Raw genomic sequence first — 20,922 nt, forward strand, 5'->3', positions numbered from 1 at the left:
AAGTTCCGGATCCCGGAAGCGGGAGAGCGAAAAAGACAGCCCGGCCATTGGCGATCCGGGGGGACCAACGACGCCGAAGGAAGAACCCCGGACGAATGGATTTTCTCAAACCTACACGGTATGTGCCTATGAATCGCCGCCGCCGCATTTACGAGGGCAAGGCCAAGATCCTCTATGAGGGCCCCGAGCCAGGAACGCTGATCCAGCATTTCAAGGATGATGCCACCGCCTTCAATGCCAAGAAACACGCGATCATTGATGGCAAGGGCGTTCTGAACAACCGCATTTCCGAGTTCATCTTCAACCATCTGAACGCGATGGGCATTCCGACGCATTTCATCCGCCGGATGAACATGCGCGAACAGCTGATCCGTGAAGTCGAGATCATTCCGCTGGAAGTCGTCGTGCGCAATGTGGCCGCCGGCTCCATCGCGACCCGTCTCGGCATCGAGGAAGGCACCCAGCTGCCGCGGTCGATCATCGAGTTCTATTACAAGAACGACGAGCTGAACGACCCGATGGTTGCCGAAGAGCACATCACCGCCTTTGGCTGGGCCACCCCGCAGGAACTCGATGACGTCATGGCTCTGGCCATCCGCGTCAACGACTTCCTCTCGGGCCTGTTCCTGGGCGTCGGCATCCGCCTCGTCGATTTCAAGATCGAGTGTGGCCGTCTGTTCGAAGGCGACATGATGCGCATCGTCGTTGCGGACGAGATTTCCCCGGACAGCTGCCGTCTGTGGGACATCAACACCAACGAGAAGATGGACAAGGACCGCTTCCGCCGCGACATGGGCGGAATGCTGGAAGCCTATCAGGAAGTCGCCAAGCGCCTTGGCATCCTGAACGAGAACGAGCGCCCGGCAAACACGGGCCCAACGCTGGTTCAGTAAGCCGGGAAGAAGTGTTTCCGAACACTTCCAAAGGTTGCAATTCCAGAAAAATCCCCCTAATGCACGACCTGCACTAGGGGGATTTTTTATGCGCAATCAAATACGTAACCTTTTCGCCATGGCAGCGCTCTGCCTGACACTCGCCGCATGCCAAACAGCAGGACTTAAACCGGAAGCAATAAACACATCCGGCTTTCCGCCAGCCGGCTGGGTAACGGAACGCTCCGGGAAAACCGTGACGTATTCCTGCCCGCAACCCCGCTGCAAGTCACCGCAACTTGTAGGCATCACACCTATTAAGATCAGGGGCGATGTTGAAGCGGCGATCCGGTCCGGTCAGCTTTCCCGCGAACTCCTGCAGGCACTGGATAACCTGGTAACCGTCGCGACCAAGCAACAGATAAAGCTGAGTACGCCCCGCACAATCAAAAACGCGAATTACTCCGGTTTCGAGCACCATATGACCTTCCAGACTTCGAAGGGTCCGCTCTATGTGATTGCCCGAAGCATCGTGCAAAAAGATCGCGGCTCGATTGCCGTATCAGCAGCCCTAAATAAATCTACGGCAGAGAGAAACCTCCGGAAATTTCTTGCCCAGACCGAAATCCGGCGCGTCCAGTAAACGCTTCGGAAAAAGAGCTCTTTCAGATTGATGAAAACAAGCCCCGGTCAGATCCTCTGGCCGGGGTTTTGATTTGGGGCTTTTCTTTGCAGCCTTTGCTTTTCTGGCACGGCCCCTTTCGCATTGGGCCAAGCTGGTGTAATCAGCGCGCAACAATTCCCGAACCGGACATTCCGCGGAGTAAAGGCAACCATGAAGGCACGTGTGATCGTCACCCTGAAGAACGGCGTTCTGGACCCCCAGGGCAAGGCCATTGAAGGCGCCCTTGGCGGCCTCGGCTTCGGCGATATCGCCTCCGTCCGTCAGGGCAAGGTCTTCGACGTCGAGCTGACCGGCTCTGACAAGGAAGCCGCAAAGGCAGAACTGGCACAGATGTGCGAAAAGCTTCTCGCCAACACCGTGATCGAAAACTACGCCATCGAGATCGACTGACCGGAGCGGCCGCACATGGCGCTGGATGAGGACAGCAGGAAAGCCCTTCGCTTCATGGCCATCAAGGCCGCCCTGTTTATCCTCCTCCCGGCAGCCTGCGCCGCTCTTGCCGTCGTACTGATGCTCTGACACCTTGATTTCTCGCCACTTCCGGAAATGGCCTGAGTGCCAGACCGGATCTGCTTCAAAACCGGGACTAGCCCCATGAAAACCGCCGTTATCGTTTTCCCTGGTTCGAATCGCGACCGCGACATGTTCCACGCTCTGGAGCTGATCACCGGCACGCGCCCGGCAAGCGTCTGGCACACGGAAACAAGCCTTCCGGATGCCGACCTCGTGATCGTTCCCGGCGGTTTCTCCTATGGCGACTATCTGCGTTCCGGTGCCATTGCCGCTCGCTCGCCGATCCTGAAGGAACTGGTCAAGAAGGCCGATCAGGGCGTCAAGGTTCTGGGCGTTTGCAACGGCTTCCAGATCCTGACCGAAGCAGGCCTCCTGCCCGGCGCCCTGATGCGCAATGCAGGCCTGAAGTTTGTCTGCCGGGAAATCGAGCTGGAGACGGTCAACAACGCAACCAGCTTCTCCAACGCTTACCAGAAGGGCCAGGTCTGGCGCTGCCCGACCGCTCACCATGACGGCAACTACTTCGCCGATGCGGAAACCCTCAAGTCCATCGAGGACAATGGCCAGGTCGTGTTCCGTTATGCCAACGGCACCAACCCGAATGGCTCGATCAACAACATTGCCGGCGTGACCAACGCCAAGGGCAATGTTCTCGGCATGATGCCGCATCCGGAAAACCTGATCGAAGACCTGAACGGCGGCACCGATGGCCGCCTCCTGTTCGAAAGCCTGCTCGCCCAGGCTGCATAAGCAAAGCCGCTTGAAGGAGACCGGCCTCATGTCCACGTCCGAGCTCAGCCGGGAAGAACGTGAGGCCCTGACCCGCCAGATCCAGAAGATCCTGACGGATGAACTGGATCAGGACATCGGCAACATGGAAGCAGCGGTCATCCTGGATGCCGTTGCCGAGGCGCTTGGCGCCGCCTTCTATAACAAGGGCCTCAAGGACGCAGGCGCGCTTTTCGCGCGCCGGGCGGACGACATTGCGGACGAGCTTTACGCCCTGGAAAAGCCTGTCACGCCCTTGCGCTGACACACGCTGCCTCACCGCTAAGAGTCGGAAATCGCAGGGCTCCGCCCCACAAGATTTCAAGACAACTTCTTCATCGAAATAAAGACGCTTACGGCCCTTGCGCCCGGCAAAACCCCTCCCATTTTCAGGCAGCTTTCCTCTTGGAGTGTTGCCATGCTTATGGTCGAGCTTGCTGCCGGTCTCGTTCTGCTCGTGCTGGGCGGAGATTTTCTCGTACGCGGGTCTGTTGGCCTTGCCGAGCGGCTCAATGTTTCCCCGCTTCTGATTGGCATTGTGCTCGTGGGCTTCGGCACGTCCTCGCCAGAGCTGATGACGAGCCTGCTGGCAGCCCTGCAAGACGCACCCGGCATTGCGGTCGGCAATGTGGTTGGATCGAACACAGCCAACATCCTGCTCATCCTTGGGATTGCAGCGATACTCTGTCCACTGAGTGCAGAGCCCAAGGCGCTCATGCGGGATGGATTTGTCATGTCGGCAGCGGCTCTTGCTGCACTGGCCCTGAGCATCCACGGCAGCATTCCCCGCCCGGCCGGACTTGCCCTGGTGGCCGCGCTCGCAGCCTATCTGGTCTTCACCTACCGTGCCGAGAACGGCAAGAACACGCCCTCGGCCGAGATGCACCGGGCAGAAGGCCAAGCCGTGACGGCGCTGCCCTGGACAAAATCTGTTCCGGTTCTCTGCCTTTTGGCCCTGTCAGGTCTCGCCATGACGCTTCTGGGCGCGAAGTGGCTTGTGGGCAGCTCAGTCGCACTGGCTTCCAGCATGGGCATCAGCGAAACGGTCATCGGCCTCACGATCGTCGCCGTCGGCACTTCACTGCCCGAACTGGTGACCTCCGTTGTCGCGGCCCTGCGCAAGCAGACAGACATTGCCTTCGGCAATATCCTGGGCTCCAACATCTACAACATCCTCGGCATTCTCGGCGTGACCTCCCTGGTCAAGCCGATTGCCATCCCGCCCGAGATCCTGTCCTTCGACATCTGGGTAATGCTAGGGGCAACGGCGCTCCTGATGGTCTTTGCAAAGACCGGTCACCGGATCTGCCGTCTTGAAGGCTGGGCCCTTCTCGGCCTGTACGGCCTCTATATCGGCAAGCTTGTCTTCGCCTGAGATCATCCGGTCCGGTTATGATCCCAAAATGACCTCGCGACCTCGCGCCGGACATCTGCGCGCGTAAGGCCCAGATCCAGAAGCGCATGATCCGGCAGGTTCTCAAGGAGCTTCCGGCTCCGGCGAACCTGCCGCCAGATCTGTACCCGCTGAAGGATCAGCCACCAGACACCCCGGCCCTCATCTCGAACACATTCGCGCTGAACACAGGCGCCACTGGTCTGAACATATGGCATAATTGCACCTATAATTGACACACAAAAGAGAACAATGCCTCCTCATTGCCTGCATTGTATTGATTGACTCTGTAATTGGTGCAAGATATAGAATTGTCACCATGACAAATTGGCTTCCAGAAATCCCCGCCGGCAAGGGCCCCATGTATGCGCGTCTGGCTCACCAGATCGCTGATGACATCATGACCGGCACGCTCCCCTCCGGCGCAAAGCTGCCGCCGCAGCGTGACCTCGCCTATGACCTGGGCGTGACTGTCGGAACCGTCGGGCGGGCCTATGCCATTGTCCGCGAGCGCGGTCTGGTCTCGGGCGAGGTCGGCCGGGGCACCTTCGTCCTCGGCAGCACCAGCATTGCCCCCTTGCCGGATGAACAGCGAAGCCCTCATGAGCTGATCCTTGCCGAGAAGACGCCCTCCCAACCAAGATTCCAGCGGCAGCATCCAACCCCCTGGACCCAGAATGCCATCCCGTCGCCGGAGATCGGCTTCGGCAGCACGCGTGCATCCGTGCCTCCGGTGGACGCCATCAGGCTGGACAGCACCTCTGCCCCGGATGTGGGGCAAGCTCAGATTGTCGGCGAGCTGATCAGCGAGATCACCCGGGACGCCCCTTACGAGATTGCCAGCTATACCAGGAGCGTTCCGGAAAGCTGGCGGGAAGCAGGACAGCTCTGGCTGGCCCGTGCGGGCTGGGTGCCCGATATCAATTCGATCGTTCCGACCAACGGCGCCCAAGCGGCCATCATGGCCATTCTCGCGGCCACGACCGTTCCCGGAGACCGGATCGCCTTCGAGGAATTGACTTACAGCTCGATTGCCCGTGGCGCAGCTCTGTCCGGACGGCAGCCGGTTTCCGTGCCGCGAGACGAGCATGGGCCAATTCCGGCGGAGCTCGACAAGGTCTGTGCGCAGAAGCATCCGCGCGCGATCTTCCTGATGCCGACGATCCACAATCCGTCACTAAGCACGATCAGCACCCAGCGGCGGCACGAGATCATTGCCCTGTGCCGCCAGCACAATGTCTGGATCATCGAGGATGAGGTCTATGGCTCGCTCAGGGCCAACGACCTGCCGACCTTTGCCGCACTTGCGCCAGAGCGCACCTTCCATGTCGGCTCACTTTCCAAATCCGTGATGGCCGGCGTGCGCGGAGGCTGGGTCGCCTCGCCTCCCTCCCACACACAGAGGGTCCACACCGCCCACAAGATGCTGTCCGGAGGCATTGCCTATCTGTTGGCAGAGCTGTCTTCACGTCTGATCCTCAGCGGCAGGGCGGATGAATTGCGCAGCCGGATCCTGACCGATATCCGCGAGCGCTATGCCATCGTCCACGACTATCTGAGCGGATATGACTTCCTCTCTGCCGAGGACACGCCTTTCCTCTGGATGAAGCTGCCGGAACCCTGGATGCCGGGCACGTTCAAGGCCGCTGCCGCCTCTGAAGGCGTCCTGATCGATGACGAGGACGAATTCAAGACCGGACGCAGCAATCAGGTTCATCACCGGGTGCGCGTCGGCTTCACCAATCCACACAGCCACGAGGAAGTCGCGCGTGGCCTTCTGGTCCTGCGCCAGCTTCTGGACAATCCGGCGACAGGCTACGACAGCTTTGAATGACCTGCAGCAGCCCCAGGCGGGCTGCTGCAAATCCTATGACAGGCCTGGCCAGCGTCTAGCCAATCACGTCCGCTGCCACGTCCAGACTGTTCTTGGCGTATTCCATCAGGGTATCGAGATTTTTCTTCTTCTTGGTCATCTCGACCAGGCACTGGCTGCGTAACCGCTCGCGGATGGCCTCCAGCAGTTCGCGATAATCACCATGATCCTCGAGCAACTCATCGATCTGATTGATCTTCTTGCCGAGTTCTTCCAGGTTCTTCTCGGCAAGATCCCGCTGCGCGCTCTTGGGAGCCTCCTTCAGATCCTTCAGGCATGTCTTGACTGAGGCTTCAAACGTCCGTTTCTGAGCGAAAAGCGCATCCCGCTGGGTATCGATTGCCTCCAGCCCCCTCAACGCTTTCTGCAAGGCCTGATCCGCCTCCAGAACCCTCTTCTGAAAATAGTCGACACTGTCGTCATATTTCTTCCAGTAGCCGAAATAGACGTCCCTCACCTTCTTGAAGACATCATAGGATTTCGCCAGGAGATAGGCGCCAGCCGCAATGAGCCCGGCGGCGCTGACAGCTGCTGCCCCTGCCGGGGTCGCCAGGGCAATGACGCCGATGACAACAACGGCAAAGATGATCGCGGCATTGATCAGATTGGTGCGAACCGCGCTCATCTTCATCAGGTCTTTCTTGATGAGCTTCTTCTTGGCTGCAAGCTTGAGCGCCAGCTCATAGCTTTCCGAGGCAGCCTCCTTCAGCGCCCGCTCGATGCGGTTGACATACCGTGCATGGATAAGCTGGGAGATGTTCTCGCGGTAGGAGTTGATCTTGCGAAGCGTGTCATCGGCCTCTGCCTGCGCCAAGCCGTCTGCGATATCCTCCAGCAACTTCCGGAGCGAGGATTTCACATTGGCATCGATCTTCTCGATATAGCCCTCGATCTCGGTGATCACGTCTTTCAGCCGTTTGTTCACCAGCGCCTCGAAGGCATTCATGGTCTTTTCCTGCACGAAGGCTGCAATCTTCGCCCCCAAGCCCATCTGCTCGAGCAGTTCCAGGTCATGCTTGCTGGCAAAGGCCAGCTCAAGCGCCTCCTCAGTGAGCTTGTTCCTTTCCACCTTGCGGCTGATCTTGACCTCAAATCCGGTCCTGGTGGCCTTCATCTCCACCCATTTGGAAGGCTGCTTGAACTTGAAGGTTTCCGCGTAGAGGTAATCCTGGGCTGTCATCTGCTGCGGCATGGTCTTAATCCCGGTCTGTCGTCCATCTGGCAGAGAGGAAGACAGCGTCCATCAGGGTCCGACTTGCCCGCCTCACCGCATGAGCGACAGGAAATGCCCCTCACGCAGCTAGGTGCCCGGGAAGCACTTCACGGTTCTGGAAATTGAAAATTTCATAAATATTTCATAATCAAAGCCGGTTCATGACAGTCTCTCAACCCCGGCAAAACGGCGGCGGCAGAAAGCTTTCCTGCCGCCACACCAGATCAAACCGTCAATCGACAGCTGCCAGAAGCTGATTGATCAATGTCAGAACCTGGTCCGAGGCCTTCTCCATGTCCGCAATGCGGGTGAAGGCTCCCTCGAGATCGCCACTCGCATAAAGCCGCGCCGCTTCCTTGCCATTGACATGCACCGCCTCGTGCACGGGCAAGAGCGACTTGAAAGCGTGGTGGTTGCGGATGCGCGCATCGCTGACACTGTCGTACCACTTGCCCAAACGGCAGTGATGATGATCAGACAGCTCATCCGAGCGCAGGCTGCTGCGGCCAACCAGCATTTCGGACAGACGTTTCTTCCAGAGGAGATGGTCCGACTTGGCGCGGTGAAGCACATAGTTCCTGACCTTGCGCCCATCCAGATCGGCGAACTGCTCGTTGATAATCGTCTCGGAGCTTGCAACCGACCGGATTACATCTTCTGCAAAACCGCTCGCCGACCGGGAATGATCGACCACGGCATGCATGCCTTCGGAAATTTCACGGACAGCATCGCTCTGCTGCGAAAGGAGCTCTGAAATCGAGGTCATGCGATAGGTTGTTTCCGAAACGCTGCCGCGCACATTCTCGATCTGGTTCGCCGCCTCTTCAGATTTGACAGCACTGGACGACACCAGCTCCTGAACCCCTTCAACGGTTTCCAAGACCTCCGTCACATGCGACTGCAGCCGCTCGATCCGGGCGCGAATGTCATCGGTTGCCTTGGAAGTCTGGCCGGAAAGTTGCTTGACCTCACTGGCAACGACCGCAAAGCCCTTGCCGGCCTCACCAGCGCGGGCAGCTTCAATGGTCGCGTTCAAGGCGAGAAGATTGGTTTGCTGGGCAAGGCCTTCAATGGTGCCGACAAACATGCCGATCTGCTCGGCGGCCTCGGCAAGCTGATGAGCCTCTTCGGTCATCTTTGCAAAGGAAACGCCAATTTGCCTTGAGGCTTCGGCCGAACTGCGCGTGGCATCAACACCGCCCTGAAGCGCATCATTCGCCTGCTCCATGGAGGTTGCCGCATCTGCAGCCGTCCCCGAGATCTGCTCGATCGAGATCGTCATTTCCTCGACGCCACCAGAGATGCCTGAGGCATAGCGGTCGGTTTCCCGGATGGCGCCGGTGATGCGCGCGGTCGCAGCCATCGCGCGGCTTGCCTGGATCGAATAATCTACGGTCTGCTTCAGGAGCAGTTCATCCCGGCGAAGCATTTCCGCATTCATCAAGGAAAGGAGGCTCCGCAATTCTTCCGGAAGAGCTGCGAAAGCGTCGGCGGCATCAGCGGACCCAAGACGTTTCAAGGCTTCCGAAACGGCAGCAACCGTAACACTTGGCTCTGCATTCAACTTAATGGAGTGTTCGCCAGCCTGAACTACTGACTGCTTGAATTTAAACATGAATCCCCCGACAACTAACCTTGTCGCTTTTGAGGGTTCAATATTTAAAAGCTATTTAACAAAACCGCCAAGTGACCGGGTTTTCAGCATTATTTCCTTTACGGAACACTACGTAGTCCCCACCACCAAAAATCAGCTAGCAAAGAGGTTTCTTGGTCTCCCATTTCCTGCGGTGATCTGATAAACCGGCGCGAAATAGCCCAAGGCGCGCGCGCCGCAATGATCCGGACCGACATGATCCCCAACGACATCAAGATCACGCCCGACCTTATCGCATCGCACGGCCTGAAGCCGGACGAATACGAGCGCATCCTAAAGCTCATCGGCCGTGAGCCGTCCTTTACCGAGCTCGGCATCTTCTCGGCCATGTGGAACGAGCATTGTTCCTACAAGTCCTCGAAGAAGTGGCTGAAGACCCTGCCGACCAAGGGACCGCGGGTTCTGGTCGGCCCGGGCGAGAACGCCGGGGTTGTCGACATCGGGGACGGTCAGACCGTCGTCTTCAAGATGGAAAGCCACAACCACCCGTCCTACATCGAGCCCTACCAGGGCGCGGCAACCGGCGTTGGCGGCATTCTGCGCGATGTGTTCACCATGGGCGCCCGCCCGGTGGCTGCCATGAACGCCCTGCGTTTCGGTGAGCCGAACCATCCGCGCACCCGCCATCTGGTCTCCGGCGTCGTCTCCGGCGTTGGCGGCTATGGCAACTCCTTCGGCGTTCCGACTGTCGGCGGCGAAGTCGAGTTCCACTCCAGCTACAACGGCAACTGCCTTGTGAACGCGTTCGCAGCCGGCCTTGCCGATGCGGACAAGATCTTCCTCTCCGAAGCCAAGGGCGTTGGCCTGCCGGTCGTTTATCTTGGTGCAAAGACGGGCCGTGACGGCGTTGGCGGAGCCACCATGGCATCGGCAGAGTTCGACGACACGATCGAAGAAAAGCGCCCGACGGTTCAGGTCGGTGACCCCTTTACCGAAAAGTGCCTGCTGGAAGCCTGCCTGGAGCTGATGAAGACCGGTGCGGTCATCGCGATCCAGGACATGGGTGCTGCCGGCCTCACCTGCTCGGCCGTAGAAATGGGCGCCAAGGGCGACCTCGGCATCGAGCTGGACCTGAACAAGGTGCCGGTGCGCGAAGAAAACATGAGCGCCTATGAAATGATGCTCTCCGAGAGCCAGGAGCGCATGCTCATGGTCCTCAGCCCGGAAAAGGAAGCCGAGGCGGAAGCCATCTTCAAGAAGTGGGGCCTGGACTTCGCCATCGTCGGCGTTACCACCGACACCCTGCGTTTCGTGGTCAAGCACAATGGCGAAACCGTTGCTGACCTGCCGATCAAGGAACTGGGCGACGAGGCTCCCGAATATGACCGCCCCTGGGTGGAGAGCCCGAAGCGTCCGGTGATCGCCGCTGCCGATGTGGCAGAGCCGGCCGATTACGCCCAGACCCTGCTCAAGCTGGTTGGCGGTGCAAACGGTTCCTCCCGCCGCTGGGTCTACGAGCAGTATGACACCCTGATCCAGGGCAACACGGCTGCAGCCCCCGGCGGCGATGCCGGCGTCATCCGCGTTGATGGCACCCGCAAGGGCCTGACCTTCTCCGTCGACGTAAACCCGCGCTACTGCGTGGCGGACCCGTTCGAAGGCGGCAAGCAAGCTGTTGCGGAAGTCTGGCGCAACCTGACCGCTGTCGGCTCAGAGCCGCTGGCCGCAACCGACAACCTGAACTTCGGCAACCCGGAAAAGCCGGAAATCATGGGGCAGCTCGTCGGCTGCATCAAGGGCATCGGTGAAGCCTGCAGCGCACTCGATTTCCCGATCGTCTCGGGCAACGTGTCGCTCTACAACGAGACCCATGGCGAAGCCATTCTGCCGACCCCGGCCATTGGCGGCGTCGGCCTGCTGCCGGACGTCTCTGTCCGCGCCACCTCGTCCTTCAAGGCCGCTGGCGACGCCATCGTCGTGATCGGCGGCAAGGGCACCCATCTGGGCGCCTCCCAGTACATGGCCGAGATCCTGGGCCGTGAAGAAGGCGCACCGCCGCCGGTCGATCTTGCCGCTGAAAAGCGCCGTGGTCTTCTGGTCCGCCAGTTCATCGGCGCCGGCCGCGTGACCAGTGTCCACGACATTTCCTCCGGCGGTCTTGGCGTTGCTCTGGCCGAGATGGCCATGGCTGGCGGCATCGGCGCAACCGTCAAGCTGGAAGGCCCGGCCCATGCAGCCCTCTTCGGCGAAGACCAGGGCCGCTACGTCATCGCTGTTGCGGAAGACAAGCTGGAAGCCCTGCTGGAAGACGCCATCGACGCTGGCGTCGAGGTGCATCAGATCGGCACCACCGGCGGAACGGAATTGAATGTGGAGGGTACACTCACCATATCCGTTGCAAAGCTGAAGGAAGCGCACGAGAATTGGTTCCCGGCCTACATGGCGGGCGCCTGATCAGGCCCCGCCGGTTGAACCGGTAAAACTGCGAAATTCCGAGGAAGAGGACAGCACGACATGCCAATGGACGCCAATCAGATCGAGGCCCTCATCAAAGCCGCATTGCCGGATGCGAAGGTCGAGATCCGGGATCTGGCCGGTGACGGAGATCATTACGCCGCCAATGTCGTGTCCGAATCCTTCCGCGGCATCAGCCGCGTGCAACAGCATCAGCTTGTTTACCAGGCCCTGAAGGGCAACATGGGTGGCGAACTGCACGCCCTCGCCCTTCAGACCAAGGCTCCGGACTGACCAAAACGGCAGCCGATCCGGCAAGAGCGCAAGCTGGTGCCGGATCTGACCGACCACATCAACCTCTCTTCCCTTGGCACGGCTGACGCGCATGAGCCTGCAAGGGTCAGGACAAAGGATCGAAGATCATGAGCATCCAGGACTGGATCAAGAACGAAGTCGAAACCAACGACGTGGTGCTGTTCATGAAGGGCACACCGAACTTCCCGCAGTGCGGTTTCTCCGGCCAGGTCGTTCAGATCCTCGACTACGTCGGCGCTCCCTACAAGGGCATCAACGTCCTTGAGGACAATGAACTGCGCGACGGCATCAAGGAATTCACCAACTGGCCGACTATCCCCCAACTCTACGTCAAGGGTGAGTTCGTTGGCGGTTGCGACATCGTCCGCGAGATGTTCCAGAACCAGGAACTTCAGTCGCTGATGACCGAGAAGGGTATCGAGGTCAAGCAGAGCGCCTGATCGGCTGCAGACTGCAAACCTTGGACAAGGGCGGCTCGCATGGGGCCGCCCTTTTCTTTTGCCTTGTCTGATATCAACCTCAAGAAATAGCGGGCTATTTGGCAGCCGGCTCTTGCTGGGCCTCCGCCAGTAGCCGGTGGTCCACCAGCCATTTCAGTCCCCGCTTCCAGGCCTCATCCGTGTTGCCGCGAATATCCGTCTGATAGAGCCGGACGACCTTGCCAGTGCTTGCATCGCGCTCCCGCAGGATGATGGTCTGGACCAGAACAGACAGCTTCTGCACGGCTCCCGTGATTGAGGCGGGCGCTCCGGCTTCCCGCGCAAGCTTCTCCTCGCAGAGGTTACAGGTGAAGACATCGCCGTATTTATGGACATCCTTCCCGAGAGGGGCGGTATCCACCAGCTGAAACTCTCCGCTTTCGGCCAGAAGCTGCCGGAGATAGGCATTCAGCATTTCAATGCGCCGGTGCTCAGCTTCATTCTTCGCACCAAACTCCACTTCCTGGCTGAAATTGATGAAGCTCATGTCGAAGACAGCCACTTCCCTCGCCTGTGCGGACAAGGGAAACAGCACCGCCAGAGCAAGCGGCAGATAGAGGTGTTTCAGCATGACATTTCGCCTCCCAACGATCTGCATGCCACAAGGCTAACGCGAGATCTGAGGAAACCGCAACGTCAGTTGGGCAAATTTTGCCGAGCAGACATGCGAATCGTCTAAAGTGAACCTCAGGTGAATGCCGGTTTCAGGGTTAGTACAGGTGCGTACCGCCATTCTCCATCCTGCCAACCGGAGCGAACAGCTCCGCAGAAAGGGGATCGGGGACATGAAACTCGTAATGCTTGGATCGATGTGTCTGGGACTTGCCGGAGCACTGGCACTTGTGGGTCAGGGCTTTGTCCCGGAGCTGCTCAACACAGCTTCGGCAAGCGACCTGACACGGACCGACTGCGCCAGGATCACCGTCTTCGCGCCGGCCAGCCCAAAATCCGCTGAAGATCTGTGCCGCCCCTATGGCGGATTGGCCCTCAAAAATGCCGCGCCCAGTTCGGAAGGGCTCGTGATTCTGGTCCGCAATCAGCCCATGGGCGGCTTTGAGGCAAACACCGAGATCCGCTGACCTCGCTAGAGGTCAGACGGCTTCAGGCAAGCCAATTCTAGCCGCGGAGCTTATTCCGCTGCAAAGAGATTGCGCGTCATCGCCAGACCCGCGCCGCAGGGCTCTTCCGCCCCCTCGCTGGCAGCACCGGACGCATCGCCCGGGCGCAGATTGACGAAATCATAGAGCGAACGGTCCAGAAGGTGGGACGGACGGGTGTGACCCAGCGCCCTTGCCATGACGCCCAGACGGCCGGGCGTTTCTTTCTCCCAGCCCTGGAGCATCCGCTTCACTTCTTCGCGCTGCAGACCGTCCTGCGAGCCGCAGAGATTGCAAGGGATGATCGGGAACTGCATGCCCTGCGCAAACTTGGCGATGTCACTCTCGGCTGAGTAAGCCAGCGGACGGAGAACCAGCAGATCTCCTTCATCATTCACGAGCTTCGGCGGCATGGATGCCAGACGGCCGCCATGGAAGAGGTTCATGAAGAAGGTCTCGAGAATGTCTTCCCGGTGGTGCCCCAGAACAATGGCCTCACAGCCTTGCTCACGTGCCACCCGGTAGAGAATGCCACGGCGCAGGCGCGAGCACAGGGAGCAATAGGTCCGATGTGCCGGGATCTTGTCCGTGACGATCGAATAGGTGTCTTCGCGGATGATCAGGTGCTCGATGCCGTTGGTCTCGAACCACTCGGGCAGGATATGAGCCGGGAAACCCGGCTGGGCCTGATCCAGATTGCAGGCCAGAAGGTCGACAGGCAACAGCCCACGCCACTTCAATTCAATCAGGATTGCCAGAAGACTGTAACTGTCCTTGCCGCCAGACAGGCAGACCAGCCACTTGGGCAGCTTGCCGTCCGCGCGTTGCGGACCGACCATGGCGAAATCATCCATGGCCTGACGCGCCTGGCGCAGCAGACGCTTGCGGAGCTTCTTGAACTCGACGCTGGACGGCGCATTGCGCAGCACCGGCGGCACATCCTCGTCACCGGCTTCCGGCAAATTCTCCTGGGCGGCAGCCTGATCCGTAGAGTTCAACAAGCGCTTGGTCTCCTGAAAGGGGTCGGCCCGGAAAATACTTGCGGCAGGAGCTAAGGGCAAGGCCTGCAATCCCGTGACCAATCGTGGCGCATTTTGCTGACGCCACAAAAAAAGGCTGCCCGGAGGGCAGCCTTTCCATGATCCGAACGGACCGGTCTTAACGCGAATAGAATTCGACGACCAGGTTCGGTTCCATCTGTACCGGATACGGCACGTCAGCAAGAGCCGGAACGCGAGCGAAGGTCACGGTCAGCTTGTTGGTGTCAACCTGGAGGTAGTCCGGGATGTCGCGTTCAGCGGACTGAACGGCTTCCAGAACGATTGCCAGCTGCTTGGACTTTTCGCGGATTTCAATCACGTCGCCCGGACGAACACGGTAGGACGGAATGTTGACGCGCTTGCCGTTGACCTTGACGTGGCCATGGTTCACGAACTGACGTGCTGCAAACACGGTCGGAACGAACTTGGAACGGTAAACGATGGCATCCAGACGGCGTTCCAGCAGACCGATGAGGTTTTCACCGGTGTCGCCACGCAGACGCGAAGCTTCTGCATAGATGGCGCGGAACTGCTTTTCGGACAGATCGCCGTAGTAGCCCTTGAGCTTCTGCTTGGCGCGGAGCTGAACACCGAAGTCGGACAGCTTGCCCTTGCGGCGCTGGCCATGCTGGCCCGGGCCGTATTCACGCTTGTTGACCGGGCTCTTCGGGCGACCCCAGATGTTTTCGCCCAGACGGCGGTCAATCTTGTACTTAACGCTATGGCGCTTCGACATCGCGGTTTCCTTTGTATAACGCGTTGTTCTTCTTCAAGGAAACGCGCCCTCCTTTACCCCCGGCAAGGCCGAGGATCGACAGGGTTCCAGCATGGCGGCGCCGGCCAGAATCCCACGGGTGCGTGATGACTGAAAAGGCATAACCTTTGCAGACCGGCGCGTACTATCGGACAGAGGGCAATTTGTCAATTGCAGCCTGGGTTTTCTGCATTGCCAGGCAAGCAATTTCTCAAGAACTTCGCCAAAGCTGACCCGGCCTCTCGTCTGTCAAAATTCTCCCCCGCAAACTAACCCTACGTCCGCCGAAAACACCCCCTAAGATTTCATGGCAAAGCAAAAAGACATTTATTATATATATGATATACTCTGCAGTGATCCTGTTTAACATATTGCCTTAATTCAGGTTGACGGAGAAAAAAGGAGCAATCGGGAGTGAACCGGAGGAGCCCGTTTTTAGGAATAATTAAGCGCGCTCAAACATAGTTTCTTGAGAATTTGCACTGTAAGATTTCCCTACCATCGAGGATGGTGAGGAGACGAAGCAATGCTGATCGGGCAGGAGGTACTCCAAATGGGTAGTGGGCATATGAGCCCGTTGTTCGCCGCGCCTTTTCCGGGCGACGGCCAACATGTCCATGAGGAATCCTGTGCGCTCGACATCGAAACACTGGTGCGCGAATCCACCTACGCTTTTCAACCGATCGTCGATTTCTCCACCGGCGTCGTCTACGGTTACGAAGCGCTGATCCGGAACATTGAGCCCTTCGGCTTCAAGACCCCCTCCGCCCTTTTCGACCATGCAAACGCAAGCGGGCAACTTCCCGAGCTTGAGCCTGCGCTGCTGCGCAAGGCGCTGGATATCTTCGCCGGAGTTCTGACTGCGCGGGGAACCAAGCTTTTCTTCAATCTCGATGGCCGCGGCTTTGGCAGCGAGATGGATCCCCGCACGCATCTGGCCGACATTCTGGAAGAAAAAGGCTTTGCACCCAGCCAGGTCTGTCTTGAGCTCTCCGAACGCCATCAGAACGATTATTCAGACATCACCGATCATGCGCTGAACGACCTGCGCCGCAGCGGCTTCCTGCTTGCTCTCGATGATTTCGGCCAGGGTTTCTCCGAACTGCGGATGATGCATGACCTTGGGCCGGACTATGTGAAGATCGACAGATTCTTCCTGAAAGGCATCGACACCGATCCACGCCGCAAACTGTTCGTGACCACCGTTGCGAACCTCGCCCACGTTCTGGGGGCCCGCGTCATTGCCGAGGGTGTCGAGACGGAACGGGAATTCAAGTCCTGCCGCGAGGCCGGATGTGATCTGGTCCAGGGCTTCTATGTCACGCCGCCGCTGGAAAAGATGAAAGCTCCCAAGCTTTTCTATGACCATGTGCGGGCGCCGGTCTTTGGCAACAAGCGTAAGGAAGAGGAAGGTAGGATCCGGGCTGAGCTGATGCAGCTGCCTACCATCTCTGACGGGTCTTCCATGAGCCAGTTGATGGACCTGTTTGTCTCGAACCAGAACGCGCAGCTCGTCCCGGTGCTCGACAGCAACCAGGAACCTCGCGGCCTGATTCACGAGAGCGACCTGAAGGCCTATCTCTATGCCGGCGGCTTCGGTGATGAGGACTACAAGGCCGCGCTGGACATGCCTCTGCGCAATTTCGTGCGCTCCTGCCCCATCGCCGACATCGATTCGAACGCAGACATGCTGCTGGTGACTTTTGCCTCGTCCCTGAATTCGGACGGCATCATCATCACGCAGAACTTCCGTTATGCCGGCTTCCTGTCCGCGACGTCGCTGCTGAAGATCATTCACGAGAAACGGCTTGAGGAAGCGCAGGACCAGAACCCGCTGACCCGCCTGCCCGGCAACGAGGCCATCAACCGCTTCATTGCGGAAGCTGCAAAGACCCGGTCGACAGACCGGCATTTCGTCTATTTCGACTTCGACAACTTCAAGCCCTTCAACGACACCTATGGCTATCGTCAGGGTGACCGCGCCATCATTCTCTTCAGCGAGCTGATGCAGCGCTATATTTCCGGCACCGGTTCGTTCCGCGGCCACGTTGGTGGTGACGATTTCTTCGCTGGCTACATCAATGGCGATCAGACCGAGATTGCCAGCACGCTGCTGACCCTGAAACGCGCCTTCAAGCTTGATGTAGAGAGCTTCTATGACCAGGCACACCGCGAGCGCGGCTTCATCGAGGCAACCGACCGCTTCGGCGCAACGCGCATGTTCTCGCTGCTGGACTGCTCCATCTCGATGCTGACCCTGCCTGCTGGTCTCTCCCTGACGCCGGCACAGGTCAATGCGGAAATCGCTGCTCTCAAGAAGCTGGCCAAGCGCTCTGACGATGGTCTGGCAGTCAAGACCTATCAGGAAGACTGAACCCTGCCACAGGCAGGCACGCCCTCGTCCATCATTTTGAAAACAGGCTCAATCAGCCGGGAACGCTGAGGCCGAAGCCCGCCATCAGGCGGCGGGCGGCAGGTTCCGCTTGTCCCGATGTGAAGACTGCAATATCCGGCAAGGCACTGGGCCCAAGACTGCGGTTTGTCACCACCCTCGACAATTGCCGGGCGATGGCTTCTGCCGGATCGAGCCAGTCCACCGGCCAGGGTGCGACTTCCCGGAACCGGTTGGTCAGAAAGGGATAGTGGGTGCAGGCCAGAACCACGACATCCGTTCGCCGCCCGTCGCTCTCTTCCAGAAAACAGGCGCTTGTCTCTGCCTTCAGTTCGGCCTCGGATACTGTCTCGCCGCGCAGATGCGCTTCGGTCATCTCTGCCAGCCGGTCGGAACCGACCAGACGCACATGGCAATGCTGCGCGTAATTGGCAATGAGATCCCGCGTATAGGCCCTGCGCACGGTTCCGGGGGTCGCCAGAACAGAAACGAGACCGGAACGGGTACGCTCGGCAGCCGGCTTGATTGCTGGAACCGTGCCGACAAAGGTTCGATCCGGAAATGCCTTGCGAAGCGCTTCGCCCGCAAGGGTGAAAGCCGTGTTGCAGGCAATCAGAATGGCCTTGGGATCGTGCGCATCAATCTGCTTGCCGACCAGCGCGATCAGCCGATCGGTCAGCGGCCCCTCTTCCCAGCCGCCATAGGGAAACCCGGCATCATCGAGCACATAGACCAGCCGCTCGAACGGCAGCTTGAACCTGACCTCTCTGAGGACGGTCAGCCCGCCGACGCCCGAATCCAGAACAAGGATCGGCCGGTCTTCCTGGCCCATTTATGCCTCTCCCGTTTCCTCATCCTTGCGCGGACGGGTCTGGCGCTTTTCCAGCGCTGCAACCACACCTCTGAGTGCCCGGACTTCCTGATCCGTCAATTCGGCCTTCTGGAAGATGTTGCGCAGGGTGCGCACCATATGCGGGCGCCGCTCAACAGGCCGGAAGAAGGTGACCCCGTCCAGAGCGCTTTCCAGATGCTCGAAGAAGCGCACGACATCATCCTTCGACGCGGGAGGATTTTCCTCCGGCGACAGACGGAAAGGCAGCGCACCGCCGGTTGCCGTCTTGCGCCACTCATAGGCACAGACCAGCACCGCCTGGGCAATGTTCAGTGAGGCGAAATCCGGGTCCACCGGCAGGGTGACGATCTCGTCAGCCAGCGCAACCTCATCATTGTTGAGCCCCCAGCGCTCACGCCCGAAGAGATAGCCGGTCGCAAGGCCGTTGACGCCAAGGCTGACGGACTTCTGCGCGGCTTCATCGGGTCCGCGCACAGGCTTGGGCACTTCGCGCGAGCGGGCGGTGGTGGCGAACACGAAGGTCAGATCCGCAATTGCCGCCTCGACGCTGTCGAACACCTGAACCTTGTCGATGACATGGTCGGCGCGGCTTGCTGCGGCGCGTGCCTTTTCGCTCGGCCAGCCATCCCGCGGATTGACGATGCGCAGATCGGTCAGACCGAAATTGGCCATGGCGCGGGCTGCCGTGCCGATGTTCTCGCCGAGCTGCGGCTCGCACAGGATGACGGCCGGCGGGCGGACATCCACCTGCCGCGCTTCGTCGCGGATGTTTGCGTTTCTGGTCATGGCGCGGATTTAACCGAAGGGGAAGCTCTTGGAAAGAGGCCATTGTGCCAGCAGCCATGCAGCGGGAAAACATCCGACACAGGGGGGCATACGGAATTGCAACTTCCGGCAGCTGCCCCTAGGGTTCGGATCCAGAAAGCCTCCACCTGAACTGCACCGTCCGCGAGTTCCCTTCATGCACATCGACACGACCCGTTCCCTGGAGATCTCGGGCTCCCCGCTCAAGCGTATCGGTCTGTTCCTGCTCAGTCCCGTGATGGTAGCCGTCTCGCTCTTCCCCATCATCTACACCTGGGGCACTCCTGAGGCGAACAGCCTGGCAGTGTTCTTCTGCTACATCGGTGTCGTACTGTTCTCTGCCTGCGGTGTCCTCATCCTGTGGCGGCTTTTCCGGCAAACGGGCACGGTGATCGAACTGCGGCCGGACGGCATCCGCGACATCCGCGTGGCAGCCGAGGTCATTCCATGGAGTGCCGTTCAGGACATCTACACCTGGACCTATCAACGCCAGTCCATCATGGTCATCTCCGTCCCGCACGAGGTGGAGCAAACGCTGAGCCTGACGCGGATCGCCCGCTGGTCGAGAAGGGCCAACACGGCGCTCGGCGCAGACGGCCTGTGCATCGGAGCCACCGGCCTCACGATCAGCTACGATCAGTTGCTGGATGCCACCTTGCAATATCTGGCCGCCTGGCAAGCCACTCAGAAAGCCACCTGATCAAAGCTGCTTGTAAAACACCGTCGTTGCGGAATAGCCCTCGACCGGATGGCGGGCATAGTCAGGGATGACGCCCACCCGAGCATAACCGCATTGCGGATAGAGCCCTTCCGCAGCATCACCGGTGACCGTGTCCAGCACCAGAAGCGTCCGGCCAAGGCTGATTGCCAGCCCGTCCAGCGCCTCCAGCAACAGGCGGGCAATGCCCCTGCGGCGGAAGCCGGGATGGACGAGAAGCTTGGCGACTTCCGCCCGGTGGCGGCCATTGTCCTGCGGCGCCAGCTCCAGCATCACCGTGCCGACGGGTCGGCACGCCTCCATGGCCGCCAAAAGATACCGCTCGCCCTTTTCAAGACCGGGCAACCGGCTCTGCCAGAACCGGACCGCCTCGTTGTGAGAGAAAGGTTGAACGAAGCCGACACCGGCGCCGCCTTCCACGCAGCCGGCCAGAATGCCCGCCAGCGGATCCAGCAAAGTTGCCGCCCGATCAGCGTCAAGCGTTTCAATCACAAGACTCGGCTTGGGTTTGGATACGGGAGAGTTCTCGTTCATGGGGCGACCACCGTCAGAATGTAACGGGCCTTGTCCGGGCCCGGAGCGTGAAAACTGTTGCCGGAGTGCAGCTTGAAGCGCAGACAATCCCCCGCTTGTAGCCTGTGAATCCTGCCGCCCAGCTCTATTTCGAGCTCCCCCTCCAGCAACACAAGATGATGTTCGAGATCCGGCAAGGGAGATGTGCCATAGGCAACTCGGCCACCGGCGCTGATTTGGCCTTCAATCACCGTTGCCCGGTAACCGGGGGCCGGAGGTGACAGGCTGCGGCGAGTGAAGCCGCTGTCCGGATCAGACCAGACATCCTGCTCCTCACGACGGATAAGCGGTGGCGCCACTTCCCTCACGGCACCGAAAAGCTCCGCCATCGGCACACCGAAAGCCGTCGCAAGCTGCCCCAGAACGGCAGCCGTCGGGCTCGTTTCGCCGCGCTCGATCCGCGACAGGGTCGCCCGGCTGATGCCGGACACCTGCGCCAGCTGATCCAGTGTCCACTCGCGGCTCGTGCGCAGATAGGTCAATTGTCGAACCAGACTATCCGGTCCCGTCATGAAGCACCTCACAAAATCTC

Annotated in this window: 24 protein-coding genes; 14 read left to right on the plus strand and 10 right to left on the minus strand. The window is 59.6% G+C overall.

What is annotated here, in order from left to right; genetic code table 11:
- The first annotated feature begins 95 nt into the window (after positions 1-95).
- From purC to BUA94_RS09260, 7 genes are all read left to right on the plus strand, one after another.
- The gene (purC, locus tag BUA94_RS09230; protein ID WP_073012155.1) at positions 96-893 is read left to right on the plus strand and encodes a phosphoribosylaminoimidazolesuccinocarboxamide synthase; all 798 of its coding nucleotides are present in this window, start codon (positions 96-98) and stop codon (positions 891-893) included.
- Between the two features lie 88 nt (positions 894-981).
- Positions 982-1,515 carry a hypothetical protein gene (locus BUA94_RS09235; RefSeq protein WP_139251071.1) on the plus strand — a complete coding sequence of 178 codons (534 nt, stop codon included), beginning with the start codon at positions 982-984 and terminating at the stop codon, positions 1,513-1,515.
- Positions 1,516-1,707: 192 nt separating this feature from the next.
- Positions 1,708-1,947 (plus strand): phosphoribosylformylglycinamidine synthase subunit PurS, encoded by a 240-nt coding sequence (gene purS, locus BUA94_RS09240; RefSeq protein WP_073012161.1) that lies wholly within the window; start codon positions 1,708-1,710, stop codon positions 1,945-1,947.
- 15 nt (positions 1,948-1,962) lie between these two features.
- Positions 1,963-2,076 carry a phosphoribosylformylglycinamidine synthase-associated small membrane protein gene (locus BUA94_RS23790; RefSeq protein WP_073012164.1) on the plus strand — a complete coding sequence of 38 codons (114 nt, stop codon included), beginning with the start codon at positions 1,963-1,965 and terminating at the stop codon, positions 2,074-2,076.
- 75 nt (positions 2,077-2,151) lie between these two features.
- Positions 2,152-2,820, plus strand: coding sequence for a phosphoribosylformylglycinamidine synthase subunit PurQ (purQ, locus tag BUA94_RS09250; protein ID WP_073012167.1), 669 nt, complete (start codon positions 2,152-2,154; stop codon positions 2,818-2,820).
- Between the two features lie 28 nt (positions 2,821-2,848).
- Complete coding sequence (locus tag BUA94_RS09255; RefSeq protein ID WP_073013776.1) at positions 2,849-3,103, plus strand: DUF2164 domain-containing protein; 255 nt, start codon at positions 2,849-2,851, stop codon at positions 3,101-3,103.
- Positions 3,104-3,256: 153 nt separating this feature from the next.
- Positions 3,257-4,213 carry a calcium/sodium antiporter gene (locus BUA94_RS09260; protein WP_073012171.1) on the plus strand — a complete coding sequence of 319 codons (957 nt, stop codon included), beginning with the start codon at positions 3,257-3,259 and terminating at the stop codon, positions 4,211-4,213.
- Between the two features lie 2 nt (positions 4,214-4,215).
- On the opposite strand, the gene BUA94_RS09265 is transcribed toward BUA94_RS09260, so the two are convergent.
- Positions 4,216-4,449, minus strand: coding sequence for a DUF1127 domain-containing protein (locus BUA94_RS09265; RefSeq protein WP_073013777.1), 234 nt, complete (start codon positions 4,447-4,449; stop codon positions 4,216-4,218).
- A 101-nt stretch (positions 4,450-4,550) separates the two neighbouring features.
- Here BUA94_RS09265 and BUA94_RS09270 point away from each other — a divergent pair, with 101 nt between their 5' ends.
- Positions 4,551-6,065, plus strand: a complete 1,515-nt coding sequence (locus tag BUA94_RS09270) for an aminotransferase-like domain-containing protein (protein WP_073012174.1) — start codon at positions 4,551-4,553, stop codon at positions 6,063-6,065.
- Between the two features lie 55 nt (positions 6,066-6,120).
- Here the strand turns inward: BUA94_RS09270 and BUA94_RS09275 are convergent, their stop codons facing one another.
- Both BUA94_RS09275 and BUA94_RS09280 read right to left on the minus strand, forming a co-directional pair.
- Positions 6,121-7,296 carry a hypothetical protein gene (locus BUA94_RS09275; RefSeq protein WP_073012177.1) on the minus strand — a complete coding sequence of 392 codons (1,176 nt, stop codon included), beginning with the start codon at positions 7,294-7,296 and terminating at the stop codon, positions 6,121-6,123.
- Positions 7,297-7,549: 253 nt separating this feature from the next.
- A complete protein-coding gene (locus tag BUA94_RS09280) occupies positions 7,550-8,932 on the minus strand; it encodes a methyl-accepting chemotaxis protein (protein ID WP_084081896.1) in 1,383 nt (460 codons plus the stop codon).
- A 234-nt stretch (positions 8,933-9,166) separates the two neighbouring features.
- On the opposite strand from BUA94_RS09280, the gene purL reads away from it, so the two are divergent.
- The 3 genes from purL to grxD all read left to right on the plus strand — a co-directional run bounded on the left by purL (position 9,167) and on the right by grxD (position 12,120).
- On the plus strand, positions 9,167-11,365 hold the full coding sequence (purL, locus tag BUA94_RS09285; RefSeq protein ID WP_073013778.1) for a phosphoribosylformylglycinamidine synthase subunit PurL: 2,199 nt from the start codon (positions 9,167-9,169) through the stop codon (positions 11,363-11,365).
- A gap of 60 nt (positions 11,366-11,425) precedes the next feature.
- Entirely contained in the window at positions 11,426-11,659 is a 234-nt protein-coding gene (locus tag BUA94_RS09290) for a BolA family protein (protein ID WP_073012183.1), read from the plus strand.
- A 128-nt stretch (positions 11,660-11,787) separates the two neighbouring features.
- Positions 11,788-12,120, plus strand: a complete 333-nt coding sequence (grxD, locus tag BUA94_RS09295; protein ID WP_073012186.1) for a Grx4 family monothiol glutaredoxin — start codon at positions 11,788-11,790, stop codon at positions 12,118-12,120.
- A 94-nt stretch (positions 12,121-12,214) separates the two neighbouring features.
- Here the strand turns inward: grxD and BUA94_RS09300 are convergent, their stop codons facing one another.
- Positions 12,215-12,730 carry a DUF3280 domain-containing protein gene (locus BUA94_RS09300; protein WP_073012189.1) on the minus strand — a complete coding sequence of 172 codons (516 nt, stop codon included), beginning with the start codon at positions 12,728-12,730 and terminating at the stop codon, positions 12,215-12,217.
- Positions 12,731-12,944: 214 nt separating this feature from the next.
- Between BUA94_RS09300 and BUA94_RS09305 the strand changes: the two genes are divergently transcribed.
- Positions 12,945-13,238, plus strand: a complete 294-nt coding sequence (locus BUA94_RS09305; protein WP_073013779.1) for a hypothetical protein — start codon at positions 12,945-12,947, stop codon at positions 13,236-13,238.
- 50 nt (positions 13,239-13,288) lie between these two features.
- Here BUA94_RS09305 and ttcA read toward each other — a convergent pair whose 3' ends face one another.
- Complete coding sequence (gene ttcA, locus BUA94_RS09310; protein WP_175558039.1) at positions 13,289-14,254, minus strand: tRNA 2-thiocytidine(32) synthetase TtcA; 966 nt, start codon at positions 14,252-14,254, stop codon at positions 13,289-13,291.
- Between the two features lie 160 nt (positions 14,255-14,414).
- A complete protein-coding gene (rpsD, locus tag BUA94_RS09315) occupies positions 14,415-15,032 on the minus strand; it encodes a 30S ribosomal protein S4 (protein ID WP_073012195.1) in 618 nt (205 codons plus the stop codon).
- Between the two features lie 586 nt (positions 15,033-15,618).
- Here rpsD and BUA94_RS09320 point away from each other — a divergent pair.
- Positions 15,619-17,424, plus strand: coding sequence for an EAL domain-containing protein (locus BUA94_RS09320; protein WP_084081899.1), 1,806 nt, complete (start codon positions 15,619-15,621; stop codon positions 17,422-17,424).
- Positions 17,425-17,476: 52 nt separating this feature from the next.
- On the opposite strand, the gene murI is transcribed toward BUA94_RS09320, so the two are convergent.
- Entirely contained in the window at positions 17,477-18,274 is a 798-nt protein-coding gene (gene murI / locus BUA94_RS09325) for a glutamate racemase (RefSeq protein WP_073012198.1), read from the minus strand.
- A complete protein-coding gene (locus tag BUA94_RS09330; protein ID WP_073012201.1) occupies positions 18,275-19,081 on the minus strand; it encodes an RNA methyltransferase in 807 nt (268 codons plus the stop codon).
- 175 nt (positions 19,082-19,256) lie between these two features.
- Here BUA94_RS09330 and BUA94_RS09335 point away from each other — a divergent pair, with 175 nt between their 5' ends.
- Positions 19,257-19,799, plus strand: coding sequence for an STM3941 family protein (locus BUA94_RS09335; protein ID WP_073012204.1), 543 nt, complete (start codon positions 19,257-19,259; stop codon positions 19,797-19,799).
- Here BUA94_RS09335 and BUA94_RS09340 read toward each other — a convergent pair whose 3' ends face one another.
- Positions 19,800-20,351 carry a GNAT family N-acetyltransferase gene (locus BUA94_RS09340; protein WP_073012206.1) on the minus strand — a complete coding sequence of 184 codons (552 nt, stop codon included), beginning with the start codon at positions 20,349-20,351 and terminating at the stop codon, positions 19,800-19,802.
- On the minus strand, positions 20,348-20,902 hold the full coding sequence (locus tag BUA94_RS09345) for a helix-turn-helix domain-containing protein (protein WP_073012209.1): 555 nt from the start codon (positions 20,900-20,902) through the stop codon (positions 20,348-20,350). Before BUA94_RS09345 ends, BUA94_RS09340 begins: the two co-directional genes overlap by 4 nt.
- Positions 20,903-20,922 lie beyond the last annotated feature (20 nt).

The sequence above is a fragment of the Roseibium suaedae genome (assembly GCF_900142725.1).
In the GTDB taxonomy this organism is placed as follows: domain Bacteria; phylum Pseudomonadota; class Alphaproteobacteria; order Rhizobiales; family Stappiaceae; genus Roseibium; species Roseibium suaedae.